Origin of the sequence: Geitlerinema sp. PCC 7407 (assembly GCF_000317045.1) — a bacterium.
In the GTDB taxonomy this organism is placed as follows: Bacteria; Cyanobacteriota; Cyanobacteriia; order PCC-7407; family PCC-7407; genus PCC-7407.
The window spans coordinates 3,564,753-3,578,301 of the sequence record NC_019703.1 but is presented as its reverse complement, the minus strand read 5'-3'; the positions used below and the strand labels follow the sequence as shown (position 1 = coordinate 3,578,301).

Below are 13,549 nucleotides of genomic sequence, written 5' to 3'. Positions count from 1 at the left end.
TCAAACGGGTCACGCCCAGCGCGAGTCCCAGATATTACACTACGTACGTGAAAATGTCAATAGAAAAAGTCTAGGTCCTACGTGAGAAGACCCAGACCCGTAGCTATTCAGATTAACGAGTCGCTATTGCAAAAGAACGGTATCGCTTGGCCTGAAAGGGTGGCTGGTCAGTGAATAGATAGCGATCGCCTAATGCGCAGAATGTTTGAACCAAAGGCCAAAGGGGGTAGGCGTCGACGGGCGGCTGTTCATTGTTCATTATGACGCAATCGCGCTAGAGTGGGCCGATTTGCTTTGGGGCGAGCTCGGAGAAGACGTCAATGCCGATGGGGAAAAACTGACCACCACGAGGCATTATTGAGTGACCGCAACAGGCAGCTTGAAAAGACACCGGGCGTTTTGGCTGGTTTGAGCCGCGATCGCCTCGAGGGATGTCTCTCGTAGCTGAGCGACTTGGGCGGCGACGTGACGAACGAAGGCCGGCTCGTTGCGCTTGCCCCGTTGGGGCACGGGCGCCAAGAACGGACAGTCAGTTTCGACCAGAAGGCGATCGCCCGGAACCAGGCGAGCAGAGTCTTGAATCTGCGTTGCTTTCTTGAAGGTCACGGTGCCGCTAAAGCTGATGTAGAGTCCCAGGTCTAGAAACCATTGTGTTTCTTCGGGAGTTCCACCCCAGCAGTGCATGACGCCCTTGACTGGACCTTGCTGCTGCCAAAACTCTTGCAAAATTTGAGCCATCTCTGCGGCGGCGTCGCGACAGTGAATGATGACTGGCAAGTCGAGCTGGTGGGCGATCGCGAGCTGCGCCCTAAAAGCAGCAACTTGCCGATCGCGGTCGTCAGCTTTGTAGAAGTCCAGTCCCGTTTCGCCAATGGCCACAACCTTGGCATCAGACTGGGCCAGTCGGCAGATTTCTTCGCCCATATCAGCGGTCCACTGATCCACATCCAGCGGATGTAGCCCCACGGCAAAAAAGACCTCGGGAAACCGGTGGGCCAAAGCCTGAATGCTCTGAAATTCAGACGGCTCAACACACGAATGAATCAGGTGTTCAACACCTGATTCTATCCATCGTTGTCGCACAGCCTCTATATCTTCTTTGAAGGTGTCAAAGTTGATATGAACGTGCGTATCAATGAGCGAAGTCGTCATTACTGCCGCGATTAACCTGATGTACGGGAACAGTGAACTGTCGAAGATAAGTTCTCAGAGAACCAGCAAGACAGCCTCACTGTCGTCGAAACTAAAGAGCTCAGGATGCAGCTGCCGCAGGAGCCGTATGGTGCTTGAGAACCTTGGCTAGGCGAGACTTCTTCCGGGCACCGGTGTTGGTGTGGAAGACGCCACGCTTGACGGCCTTGTCGATTTTGCTGAAGGCTTCAGCTTGGCGCTCATGGACCACCTTCAGTTGATCTTGACTCGGATTGGCCGCGTACTCGTCAACGGCGCTCAGATACTTCTTCGTGAGAGTCTTCACAGCCGATTTGTACGACTTGTTGCGAAGACGATTGCGCTCGGCAATTTGAACCCGTTTGATTGCAGACTTGATGTTTGCCACAGTCAGCCCCGAAAATGCGTCTACAGAGATTAACTATACAAAATGCTAGACGTATTATCATAGCATCCGCTCGCAAGATAGGGCGATCGCCTGGAAAATAAAAATCCGAGCTAAGCTAGAGAGACGAGTATAGGTCTGCGTAGCGGTTCTCGCTATGGTTAACTGAGAAGACCCATATCCCTAGCCGGTTCCCTCACGATTGGCGTATCAATTCCATGCTGCGAATTATTACTCAGCGAACTGAGGCACAGAATGAGCTTCGGCGCATCTGTGAGCGTACCCACGATGACCAAGTGGTTCACAAAGAAGCCACGGTCCGAGAAGTCCTTCAATCCATCAAGCGCCAAGGCGACAAGGCTCTTCTGCATTACACGGCCGAGTTTGACCAACAGCATCTCAAGCCAGAAGAACTCAGAGTCAGTGGCTCGGAGCTAGATGCTGCCTATCAGCAGGTGCCCAAAGAGCTTCTAGACGCCATCCGTCTTGCCTGTCGCCAGGTGGAGGACTTCCATCGCCAGCGTACGCCCAAAAGCTGGGTGCAGTTTGGTCAAGATGAAATTGTCCTGGGGAAGCGCTACACGCCCGTCGATCGCGCAGGACTGTATGTACCGGGTGGCCGGGCCTCCTATCCCAGCACAGTCATTATGAATGCTGTACCGGCGAAGGTGGCTGGGGTGCCGCGCATTGTGATGGTGACGCCGCCGGGTCCTGATAAAACAATCAATCCGGCAGTGCTGGTGGCGGCTCAAGAGGCAGGCGTCCAAGAGATTTATCGGGTTGGGGGGGCTCAGGCTGTTGGCGCTTTGGCCTATGGCACCGAAACGGTGCCCAAGGTGGACGTGATCACGGGGCCTGGCAATATCTATGTCACCTTGGCCAAAAAGCTAGTCTATGGGACGGTCGGGATTGATTCCCTGGCGGGGCCTTCGGAGGTGCTGATTATTGCGGATACGGCAGCGGATCCGGTGCACGTCGCGGCGGACCTCCTGGCCCAGGCGGAGCATGATCCGATGGCGGCAGCGGTGCTGATTACGACCCATCATGGCCTGGCAGAGGCGGTGGTGGCGGAGGTGGACCGGCAGCTGGCCAATCATCCTCGCCGCACGCTCACCGAGAAGGCGATCGCCCACTATGGGGTAGTAATTGTTGTTGAATCCCTCGAAGAGGCAGCAGAGCTGTCCAATGAGTTTGCGCCAGAGCACCTAGAGCTCGAAGTGGCTGAACCGTGGGATTTGCTAGAGCACATTCGCCATGCTGGCGCGATTTTCCTAGGTTGCTCGACGCCTGAGGCGGTCGGCGACTACCTAGCTGGCCCCAACCACACCCTGCCAACGTCTGGCTCTGCGCGCTATGCCTCTGCTTTGAGTGTCGAAACTTTTATGAAGCACTCCAGCATCATTCACTATTCTCCAGCAGCTCTACAGAACGTAGCTGGGGCGGTCGAGGCCCTGGCGATCGCCGAAGGACTGCCGTCTCATGCCGACTCAGTCCGGCTGCGCACGCAAAATAGCTCCCTCAAGGCGCGAACTTCAGAAAACGAGTCTTGAGAACCCTGCGTGACCCGGTAAGTTATCTGTATCCCCTGGCACTTGTTGCTTGTGTCGTAGCGCCTTGCCGCTAATCCGCCGCAAGCAGTCCAGGGGTACATGTTCTCTCATGGGGAGTGACTGTCTGTGCCCAAAACGATTCTCGTAGCCCTTGATGACTCTGATTTGTCAGATCAAGTTGTGCAAATGGTCTTGGAACTGCCGCTGACAAAGGATTCCAAGGTGGTTCTGTCCCATGTCGTTGCCAGAACAGAGGCGGACCAAGATGTGGTGGCAGACCGCCCCCACGACGCCCAAGACCTGTCCTATCGGCAGCTTGAAAAGCGTTTGCAGGCTTACCAGGGCCAGTTTTCTTGTGTAACGGAACTCGAGATCGCCCTGGGAGATCCGGCAGAAGAAATCATTCGGCTGTCAAATATTTATCAAGCGGACCTGATCGCCATTGGCAGTCGAGGCTTGACGGGACTAAATCGGATCTTGCAAGGCTCCGTCAGTAGCCAGGTCGTTGCGGATGCCCCCTGCTCTGTGCTGGTCGTCAAGCCTCGCTCTTGAGGCAATGAGCCAACAAAACCGGCGTTTAAGCGAGTGCTAAAGGCGATGGCTGAAGATCAAGTCTTTACGAAGCTGAAGCTGTCAAGAACTGCTTTAGCCTAGCCAGGCTGAGGGTTTGACCCAGATTGAGCGGCAAGGCCGAGATGCCCTCAAGGCGAGACTGGACCCAGCCTTCTCCCCAATGCCATTCATGAAAGCCGTCGATACCCTGACTAAGCAGCATGCGTAGATGGTGCTCGTCCGCCGCCTCGACGTAGTGCTGAATGGCGATCGGCCCGATCCAGCTGGTAAAGCGCGTCCCGGGCTGGAGCTTGTCGGGCAGATTGGCGCTAAATTGCTGCGGCCAGAGCCACTGGCGAAATTCTTCGGGACACAGGAGGCTGGCGCGAAGGTTGGCTTCTGAAGCGTTGAGTTCGATGCGCAGATGGCTTTGTTGAAACGTCCCTAGCATGGGGCGATCGCAAGTAAGTGGACAAATTTCCCTCTAGTTTGACATCCTCACCGGGTAAACCCACAGTGATTCCCAAGTCTCACGACTTGGGTTTTCTGCTTCCGAGCAACTGCCTCTACTCTCCAAAAAGTTTGACGGCCTTACGCTTGTGCTCCGCAGACTAACCCCGCATGTCCCACGGTTCTTGTTGGTCGAATTCAGAGAATTCTATGTTGCTTGTTGATTCGGGGGATGTGCTGACCCATTATCCCGCTTTCTTTTCCCAGTCTACCGATTTTGCTGCGTCGCCAGAGCTAACTGGACTTCGCTCGTATGGGCTATCTGACCCATCGTCTGGGGTGGGTTAGTGATCAGGCAAATTGTGACATACTCCTACGCTGATACTGACGTATGCAGCGTAGGCTTCTCAGTGACCCCTGGTATCCCATCGGGCGTTTCTTGAGCTTTATTTTGAGTCCACGGAATGCCCTACCGCAGACTTTGAACAAGTACCAAAGTATGTTCAACCTCGGCACTGTCAAAGTTTTACGCATCCACAGAAACACGAATTCGCTCACTTTCCCTTCCCGCGTCTGGGGCATGGGTCAGGGGAGCGTCGTCATCTCACGCCAAACCAAGGATGATGGCGTGAGGCTTCTGCTGCTTTAGCTAACGCATCAAGTCGCCCTAGAAGGGCGGAGTTTCGGACCTAGGAGGTTTCGATGAGAGCACTGGAAACTCTGCGGTCTGTCCTTTGGGAAGGAAAACCGCACCTCTAGAATAGAGATAGCGGAGATATGAAGAAATGTAAGGTAAAGGGTTCATGGCAGACCAGTTGATTCGGGCGACCGCAGCAGACGGCGGGATTCGGGCAGTGGGGGTGGTGACGACCCGCTTGACAGAAGAGGCTAGGAAGCGTCACCAGCTGTCCTACGTGGCAACAGCTGCTTTGGGGCGGACGATGGCGGCAGGGCTCTTGCTGGCCTCGAGCATGAAAAGTAATGAATCCCGAGTCAATATTCGGGTGAAGGGCAATGGCCCTCTAGGTGGCGTCTTGGTGGATGCAGGCCTCGACGGCACGGTCCGGGGCTATGTGGATAATCCAGACGTGGAGCTGCCGCCCAATCAGCGAGGCAAGCTCGATGTTGGGGGTGCTGTCGGCTCTGATGGCTACCTCTACGTGGTGCGAGACGTTGGCTATGGCTACCCCTATTCCAGCACTGTGGAACTCATCTCGGGTGAAATCGGTGATGACGTGAGCCATTACCTGGTGAATTCTGAGCAGACGCCGTCGGCTTTGCTGTTGGGGGTGTTTGTGGGGTCGGAAGGGGTGACGGCGTCGGGCGGCCTGCTGTTGCAGGTGATGCCGAAGGCGGCTCGCGATGAAGCGCTGGTGGCAACCCTAGAGTCTCGGGTGGGCTCTTTGTCTGGATTTACGCCGCTGCTGAAGGCGGGGAAGTCGCTGCCCGAAATTCTGGAGGATTTGCTGGGTGACATGAGTTTGACGCTCTTGCCAGAGACGCGAATGCTGCGCTTCCACTGCGGCTGTTCTTTTGACCGGATGATCGGCGCTCTCAAGATGCTGGGCGAGGCGGAGCTGCAAGACATGCTGGAGCAGGATCGCGGGGCGGAGGCGACGTGCCATTTTTGCGCGGAGGTTTACCGCGCGACGGAAGCAGATCTAGAGCGCTTGCTGTCGGATTTGCGCACTGAGTCTCAGTCTTGAGGCGGGATGGGGTGAGCCTTTGGCGGAGGGAAAGGAAGCGGGAGACATTTGGCTTTCTCTGAGAGGGGGCGGTAGGATATGGCAACTCCTGTCGGCGGGCGATCGCCCGACGCGCGGCACGGTTGTTATGGTGTGGCTATGACCAAGAATCCCAGACTGCCCGATCGTTGGCCTCCAGATTCCCGTCCCCGCGCTGTGGGAGCGACTGGCCGAGGGCCTCGTCGCCCGCCGAACGCAGGAAATTCTGCCCAACCTCCCAGGCCGTCACGGGCGTCCAATCCAGCCGAGCCACCAACGGCTGGGGTGAATGGCTCTCCGTCGGCGACCGGCGCGACGGCTGTGACTCGCCGGCCCCGTCGACTCGGCTGGTCGGCCGTGGCGATCGCCGCAATCTTGACGACCGGCGGCGTGGGTCTGCTGGCGGCGGCGCTGATGCTGCGCTTGCCTGCCCTGCCCAACTGCCCGTCGATTTTTTGGCCCACGGCGTCAGCTTCGATGCGGCTGTACTGTGCCCAGCTCGCTGCCAATAAGCAGACGGTGCGGGACTTTTTGGAGGCGATCGCCCTGGTCAAGGATTTGCCTGCCAACCACCCGCTGCGCCCAGAAATCGATCGCCACATCGAAGAGTGGGCCCAAGGCATTCTGGACTTAGGAGAGGTTTCGTTCCAGGAGGGTAAGCTGTCAGAAGCCATTTCTACGGCTCGGCGAGTCCCGGAGGACACGACAGCGGCTGGGTTGGTGCAGGAGCGCATTCAGCAGTGGCAAAAAACCTGGTCAGATGCGGAAGAAATTTATCAAAACGCTGAGGACTTCCTGCGCCAAGAGAAGTGGGGCGAAGCGTTTCGGGAAGCGGTGCGGCTGCTCTCGGTGGGCAATCGCTACTGGGAAACCACGAAGTACAACGAGCTGAACCAGAAAATCCAGACGGCGCGCCAGGACGGCAGCAAGCTGTCGGAGGCGCGGCGCTTGGCAGATGCGGGCGGTGTTGAGAATTTGCTCAAGGCCATCAAGCTAGCGGAGTCTATCGGCGAGAAAAGCTACATTTACCGGGAGGCGCGCTCGGAAATCAAGAAGTTTGGCCGGCAGATGCTGGACTTGGCGGAAGCGCAGCTAGAGGACAAAAATTCGACAGAGGCCCTCTCGATCGCCCGCCGAATTCCGGCGAGTGCGGAGCTGCAAGGGGAAGTTGAGGACTTTACCAGTTTGGCGGGGGCCTACGGGCGCGCCTGGGAAGGGACGATCGCCGGACTTCAGGACGCGATCGTGCAGGCTCAGCGCATTGGACCCCAGCGCCCCCTCCATGGTCGAGCACAGTCGCTGATTACGCGCTGGCAGCTCGAAATTGAGGATGTGGCCCGTCTCGACAAGGCGGAGGATTTGGCGCTGACGGGGACCGTGGGAGCGCTCTCTTCGGCGATCGCCGAGGTGTCGCTGATTCCCCAGGGGAACCCCCGCTGGCAGGAGGCCCAGGAGCAAATCAGCCGCTGGACCAGTCAAATTCAAACCCAGGAAGACCAGCCCTACCTGGATCGGGCAGAGCAAGTCGCCTTTGCAGGGGATGTGGAGTCGCTGCAAGCGGCGATCAATGAAGCGTCGCAAATCCAGTCAGGGCGGGCGCTCTACGACGAAGCCCAGACAAAAATTCAAACGTGGCGATCGCAGATTCAGCAGACGCAAGATCGCCCGATCCTCGATGAGGCGCGGCGAGCGGCCCAGCGAGGCGACATCAACCAGGCGATCTCGGTGGCGTCGCAAATCCAGTCGGGTCGAGCTCTCTACGACGAAGCCCAAGGAGATATCGCCACCTGGCGAGCCCAGATTCAGGGCGAGCAAAGCATGGCGGAGGCGCGGCGTCTGGCCATCTCGCCCGCGACCCCAAGCTCTCTGGCGGCGGCCATTCGGGCCGCAGAGCGCGTCCCTGCCAACAGCCAATCGCGCGCTGAGGCAGATGCGGCGATCGCCGACTGGAGCCAGCAAATTCTCACCCTGGCCAACGATCGCGCCTCCTATGACCTGCCGGGGGCGATCGCCATTGCCCAGCAGGTGCCCTCTGGCACGCCGGCCTACGCCTCAGCCCAAAGCCAAATCGAGACCTGGCAGAGTGCAGTCAGTGAACCGCCGCCGCCGTCTGCGTCCCCTGAGACGCCTGCGGAACCACCAGTGCCGGTGGGTCCCTAGGAGACTCCGCCTGGGCGAGTGCGACCCACCGCCTGCTCAAAAAAGGTTTCTAGGGCCTGTACACAGGCGCGATCGCCGTAGAGCCGGTCGTGAGTGGCAATGATGCGCTCTCGCACCTGCTGGCGCAGAGTTGGCTCTTGGCCGAGGCGAACGGCCACCTGGACGTACTCAGCTTCGCTGGCGGCGATCGTGTCGGTCACGCCCAGCATGCGCAGAATTCCGTAGGCGTGGCGTCCCCGCATGAAAGCACCCGGACGCGTGACCACCGGCAGCCCGCAGGCGATCGCCTCCAGCGTTGTATTGCCCCCCGACCAGTCGAGTGTGTCCAAAAAAATGTCCGATCGCTGGTTCAGGCTCAAATAGCTCACGTGGCCTAGCCGGGGCACCATCACACAAAAATCTTCGCTGCGCAGACCAACGGCCCCAAAGGCCCGCTGTAAGCGCGCCTGGAAAAGCTGATTGACGGCGGCAGCGGAGTGCTCCAAAAAGGCAAACTGGGCCTGGGGCACCTGCTGGGCGATCGCCGCGAAAATCCAGTCGTACTGCGGCAAATACTTGAACAGCGACTGACAGGAAAGGTAGACCACCGCGTCATCGCGCAGGCCGAAGTCTGCCCGCGTCTTGTTAAGGGCTGGAATGCTGGGCTTTTCATAGGAAAAGCCAATATTGGGCAGCAACACTAGCTGCTCGCAGTAATGCTCCTCGGCATTCTCCGGCTCCATCAGCTCGCAGGAGAGAAAATAGTCTATGTTCGGCAGGCCTGAGGTGATGGGATGGCCCCAGGTAACGGCCTGGACCGGTGCCAGGCGCAGCCCCGCGATCGCGTTTACCTTCGGGTGCATGCCGATGTCGAGAAACACCAGCACGTGGAGCTGATCGGCCAAGACCTGTTGGGCGATCGCCGCTAAGTTATTGGGCAGCTGACGAAAAGAGTCGCTGTGCCGCTGAAACTCCGCCGTGATTTCGTCCTGGGCCGAGTTGATGGAGTAGCAGTACACCTCGAACCGCTGGCGATCGCAGTGACGCAGCCAGCCAATCGAGAGTTTGCCGACGGTTTGGCGGCGCATGCAGTCCGACAAGTACCCAATGCGCAGCTTGCCCGTGGCTGGCGGGACCGGTCGCGGCTGCATCCAGTCCGGAAAATTGGCGCTGAGTACCCGATGCACCAGCTTTCCATAGGCCGCCTGCAAGCCCCGATCGTTGTAGCCCTGATAGCCCAGATAAAAGTTAGCGTGGCGCTCGATCGCCTCCAGGGCGCTCTGGCGCTCCTGGGCTGTGTCCAAAGAGATTTGGCCCAGCGTCTCGAGTCCCTGGAGAAAGCGCTGGCGCGTCCGGGGAATTTCCTCAGGCTGCCGGTACAGGATCGGCAGCAGCAGCTTATCGGCCAGCTGCGCCGCCAAAGAGTCGGGCAGCGCCTGCACCGCTTCTTGGCCAGCAGTCGCCGCCGCCTCGTTCAGGCCAGAGTCCCGCAGAAACAAGACCCGATTGTAGTGGAGGCGCGCCGCCTGGGGCAGGTGCTGCACCGCAGCCCGGTAAACCGCGATCGTCTCCTCCTGCCGTCCGAGGGCCTGGAGACTGTTGATCAGCGCCCGGTAAGCCTGCTCCAGAACATCGGCGGCGATGCCCGCGCCCGGCGTCTCCAGAAAGCGCTGAAAGTGGGTGACTGAAACTGGATGGTCGCTGCGCCGATAGGCTGCGAAGCCGAGGCACAAGTCGGCCCGCATCTGGTTCACGGCGGCCCGCTGCTGATAGGCCTGGCCCAGATCCTCCAGAATTTCGGCATCATTGCTGCGCAGGGTATGGGCGTTTTCTAGGGCGGCGATCGCCTCATCCAGTTGCCCTTGCTGGCCCAGCACCTGTCCCAAATGGTGATACACCGTTGGGTTTTGGGGCTGGAGAGCGCTGGCCTGGCGCAACACCGCTTCCGCCTCGTCCGTTTCTCCCTGAGCCATCAACAGCTCAGCCAGTGGGAGGTAGGGCTCAAAAAAGCTGGCATCAAGGGCGATCGCATTGCGATAGGCCCGCAGCGCTTGGTCCGGGTCCTGAATGGCCCCCAGCAAGCGGCCCATGCGGTTGTGATAGGGCGCATGGCGCGGTTGGAGGCTCACTGCCTTTGCCATGGCCTTGGCCGCGTCCGTCGGACGTCCCATCGCCTCATAGACCCGACTCAGGCCGTGCCAAAGCGGATCGTCTTGGTCGTTGACCTGGAGCGCGCTGCGATAGGCTTGCTCCGCTTCCAAGAAGCGTTGGTTTTCGTGCAGGGCAAGAGCGGCTTGGCAGAGGGAGGAAAAATCCGGCATAACGGCGCAGAATGGCTTCCCTAAGAGTCTGCCTCAATTTGCCGCGCGACCGTCAAGGCCGAGTAGCTCACGCCCGCAGTTCCCTCGCCCGGATGGGTCGAGTCGCCCACCAGCCAAAGCTTTTTCAGTGGCGTTCGGTTGGCGAAGCCGAAGGGACCAAAACTTGACACGCGCTGGCCCAATCCGCCAACGATGCCCATCTCCCGAGCGGTGTAGCGCTGAAAGGTGCGGGGTGTCGCTGCCTCAACGTGGACGAGAGTGTCAGCGTTGAGCTGGAAATACTGGCCCAGACGGGCGATCGCCGTTTCGGTGTACTGCTGCTTGAGGGCGTCATAGCGATCGCCCCCTTGCCAGGCCCGCACATCCGTAAACGAAGAAGCGGTAATCGTGGCCATGCCAGCAGGAGCCCGCCCGTCGCCGGGTTTGCTCACCGATACAAACAGAGAATTGTTTTCGCCGATCGGCCCCTCGTAGTCGTACAAAAATTGCAGATGGGGCGGACAGTCCCCAGGCAGAGCAGCTTCCTTGACCCCCAGATAGACCACGAAGGCACCGGAGGGATCGGGCGCTTTTTCGACGCGGCGCCGGTAGCCGGTCGGCGCCGCCTCGCCCAGGAGCCGCACAAGGTCCTGCACTGTGACGTTGGCGACCACGTGATCTGCGGTCTCAAGCCAGCGATCGCCGGTCTTCTGGTTGTGGACCTGCACCCCCACCGCGCGGCCATCCTGGACCACAATGCTCTCCACCGTGTGCCGCATTCGGAGCGCGCCGCCAAATTTCTCCAGACCTTCCACCAGGCGATCGCTCAGGGCCTGCATGCTTCCCTGGAGGTGAAACAGTCCCTGGGGCGCCTGGGACACGGCCAGCGCCGTAGCCGCATAGAGCAGCGCCGTTCCGTCGGCGTCCACCTGGGAATACAGCTTGAGCTGCAAATCCAAAAAGGTTTTGAGGCGCTGGTCGGCGCCCAGGCCGTAGGCCCGCAGCACCTCTCCCACCGTCGAAAAGGTGTGGGGCAGCGTGATCAGGGTGCCAGGCCGCACGGCCCGAACAAGCTGCCAAAGATCCCAGAGACTGCGGGGCGGCAGGACCGGATCGCGTCCCTGAAAGGCCCAGCTAGCCCGAAAAAGCTGCTGCAGCAGCTGCCAAAACGTCTCGCTGCCGGGAAACTGCCGCGATCGCTCCTGTTGCCAGCGCTCTGGGTCGCGCCACACGGAGATGGGGCGACTCTCTCCCGGCAAAAACACCGCGCAGGCGGGATCGCAGGGGGTGGCCGCAGGCGGCTCGATGGCGAGCTCTCGAAAAATGCGCTCGTGGATGCCGCCGGGCTCGAGGCCAGCCACCTGGGTCGCTCCGACGTCGAAGGTGAAGCCGCGCCGCTGAAACGTCGAAGCGCAGCCTCCCGGTACCAGGGCCTGGTCAAAAATCACCACTGAGTAGCCCCGCCGGGCCAGCAACGCGCCTGCTGTGAGTCCTCCGATTCCACCCCCAACGACGACGACTTTGGGGGACTGGGCCGGGGTTGGCTGCTCGGACATAGCATTACATTTCTTAACAATCTTCTTTCATTATCGTCCTACGGGGCGAGGTCTGAAGAGGCCCAAGGCTTCCTTTTCCTAGGGTGCGGGCGAGAAAGGCGGCCTGGCCGTTGCGCGAAGGAACGGCGATCGCAAAGCCGCAGCGCGAAAACTTCTGAATCCCAAGCATTCTGGGCATTCTTGGGGTACGTTTGAGGTTGACTGGCCCACCGCTAGCGGCAACCCTCGAAGGCAACTGATCGCAGCGCCTGCGGGTGTTGACCTCGATCGCTTCTAAGACGGCTGCTGGCGTGAAGGCGATCGCCAAGATCCCAGCCTCTCTGAAGGCCGCCAGGCCGCTCAGGGGCCGACGTCGCTGGCTGAAATAACTAAGATAGATTAAGAACGGCTCACCGGAAGATTCATGACCTCAACCCTCCTCAAGTCTGCTTCGGCCCCTCGTCTCAACGCTCCGACCATCCATCGCCTCAGCAATGGGATGGTGATTGTGGCAGAGCAAATGCCGGTAGAAGCCGTGAACTTGAGCCTGTGGCTGAACGTTGGCTCTGCGGTGGAGTCCAACGACATCAACGGCATGGCTCACTTTCTAGAGCACATGATCTTCAAAGGGACGGCTCGGCTCGAAAGTGGCGAGTTTGAGCGCCGCATCGAAGAGCAAGGGGCGGTGACGAATGCTGCAACCAGCCAGGACTACACCCACTACTACATCACCACGGCGCCTCAGCACTTTGCCGAGCTGACGCCGCTCCAGCTTGAGGTGGTGCTCAACGCCAGCATTCCGGATGAGGCCTTTGAGCGGGAGCGATCGGTGGTCCTAGAAGAAATTCGCCGCTCTGAGGATAATCCGCGCCGCCGGACTTTCCAGCACCTGATGGAGCTGTCCTTCGAGCATTTGCCCTATCGTCGGTCGGTTCTGGGACCCAGCGCCGTGATTGAGGGCCTGAAGCCCCAGCAAATGCGAGATTTTCATCAAGGCTGGTATCAGCCGGAGTCGATGACGGCGGTGGCGGTGGGCAACCTGCCGGTCGAGCAGATGATCGAGGTAATTGAGCGGGGACTGGCGGGGACGCGCTTCGCGGACTCCGAGGCGCGATCGCCCCTGCCCCACCGCTCGACCCATGCGCCTGAGACGCCCTTTAGTGGCATTGTCCGCCAGGAAGTGGTCGACGATACCCTGCAGCAGGCCCGCTTGGTGATGGCTTGGCGGGTGCCGGGGCTGGCAGACTTGGAAGACACGTACGCTCTGGACGTTCTGGCGTCGGTGCTGGGCCACGGCCGCACCTCGCGCCTGGTGCGAGACCTGCGAGAAGAGCGCGGGCTGGTCTCTGGCATTCACGCGACGAATATGACCAGCGCCTTGCAGGGCCTGTTCTACGTGTCGGCTCAGATGCCGGTGGAGAATGTGGCGGCCGTCGAAGCGGCGATCGCCCAGCACATTCGCGATATCAATGAAGCCCTGGTCAAAACCCAGGAGATTGCGCGGGTCTGCACCCAGGTCGCCAACCGGTTTGTCTTTGGCAGCGAAACGCCGAGCGATCGCGCTGGACTCTACGGCTATTACCAGACCCTGCTGGGCGATCTGACCCCGGTGCTGACCTACCCGACCTGCATTCAGAGCCTGCGACCGGCCGATTTGCAAAAAGCAGCCCAGCGCTACCTAGACCCCGAGGCCTACGGCATCGTGATTCAGCGACCCGCAGCCTAGATGGTAGGCTGTGGAAAT

General features: G+C 59.7%; 10 protein-coding genes. 5 read left to right on the top strand and 5 right to left on the bottom strand.

Annotated elements, in window-relative coordinates; all coding sequences use genetic code 11:
* Positions 1–354 precede the first annotated feature (354 nt).
* Both GEI7407_RS14465 and rpsT read right to left on the bottom strand, forming a co-directional pair.
* Positions 355–1,152, bottom strand: a complete 798-nt coding sequence (locus GEI7407_RS14465; protein ID WP_015172943.1) for a TatD family hydrolase — start codon at positions 1,150–1,152, stop codon at positions 355–357.
* A 100-nt stretch (positions 1,153–1,252) separates the two neighbouring features.
* The gene (gene rpsT, locus GEI7407_RS14460) at positions 1,253–1,558 is read right to left on the bottom strand and encodes a 30S ribosomal protein S20 (RefSeq protein WP_015172942.1); all 306 of its coding nucleotides are present in this window, start codon (positions 1,556–1,558) and stop codon (positions 1,253–1,255) included.
* Positions 1,559–1,773: 215 nt separating this feature from the next.
* Between rpsT and hisD the strand changes: the two genes are divergently transcribed.
* Together hisD and GEI7407_RS14450 are read left to right on the top strand one after the other, a co-directional pair.
* Positions 1,774–3,105 (top strand): histidinol dehydrogenase, encoded by a 1,332-nt coding sequence (gene hisD, locus GEI7407_RS14455; protein ID WP_015172941.1) that lies wholly within the window; start codon positions 1,774–1,776, stop codon positions 3,103–3,105.
* Positions 3,106–3,231: 126 nt separating this feature from the next.
* The gene (locus GEI7407_RS14450) at positions 3,232–3,657 is read left to right on the top strand and encodes a universal stress protein (protein ID WP_015172940.1); all 426 of its coding nucleotides are present in this window, start codon (positions 3,232–3,234) and stop codon (positions 3,655–3,657) included.
* A 64-nt stretch (positions 3,658–3,721) separates the two neighbouring features.
* Here GEI7407_RS14450 and GEI7407_RS14445 read toward each other — a convergent pair whose 3' ends face one another.
* Positions 3,722–4,108, bottom strand: a complete 387-nt coding sequence (locus GEI7407_RS14445) for a hypothetical protein (protein WP_015172939.1) — start codon at positions 4,106–4,108, stop codon at positions 3,722–3,724.
* A gap of 802 nt (positions 4,109–4,910) precedes the next feature.
* On the opposite strand from GEI7407_RS14445, the gene hslO reads away from it, so the two are divergent.
* Together hslO and GEI7407_RS14430 are read left to right on the top strand one after the other, a co-directional pair.
* Positions 4,911–5,813, top strand: a complete 903-nt coding sequence (gene hslO / locus GEI7407_RS14435; RefSeq protein WP_015172937.1) for an Hsp33 family molecular chaperone HslO — start codon at positions 4,911–4,913, stop codon at positions 5,811–5,813.
* Positions 5,814–5,891: 78 nt separating this feature from the next.
* Positions 5,892–7,991, top strand: coding sequence for a chromosome segregation ATPase (locus tag GEI7407_RS14430; protein ID WP_150109801.1), 2,100 nt, complete (start codon positions 5,892–5,894; stop codon positions 7,989–7,991).
* On the opposite strand, the gene GEI7407_RS14425 is transcribed toward GEI7407_RS14430, so the two are convergent.
* A complete protein-coding gene (locus GEI7407_RS14425) occupies positions 7,988–10,291 on the bottom strand; it encodes a tetratricopeptide repeat protein (protein ID WP_015172935.1) in 2,304 nt (767 codons plus the stop codon). The two genes, GEI7407_RS14430 and GEI7407_RS14425, sit on opposite strands and share 4 nt — an antisense overlap.
* Positions 10,292–10,311: 20 nt before the next feature.
* Positions 10,312–11,826: a C-3',4' desaturase CrtD gene (crtD, locus tag GEI7407_RS14420; protein WP_015172934.1), complete on the bottom strand. Its 1,515-nt coding sequence runs from the start codon at positions 11,824–11,826 to the stop codon at positions 10,312–10,314.
* A gap of 403 nt (positions 11,827–12,229) precedes the next feature.
* Here crtD and GEI7407_RS14415 point away from each other — a divergent pair, with 403 nt between their 5' ends.
* Positions 12,230–13,531: a pitrilysin family protein gene (locus GEI7407_RS14415; protein ID WP_015172933.1), complete on the top strand. Its 1,302-nt coding sequence runs from the start codon at positions 12,230–12,232 to the stop codon at positions 13,529–13,531.
* Positions 13,532–13,549 lie beyond the last annotated feature (18 nt).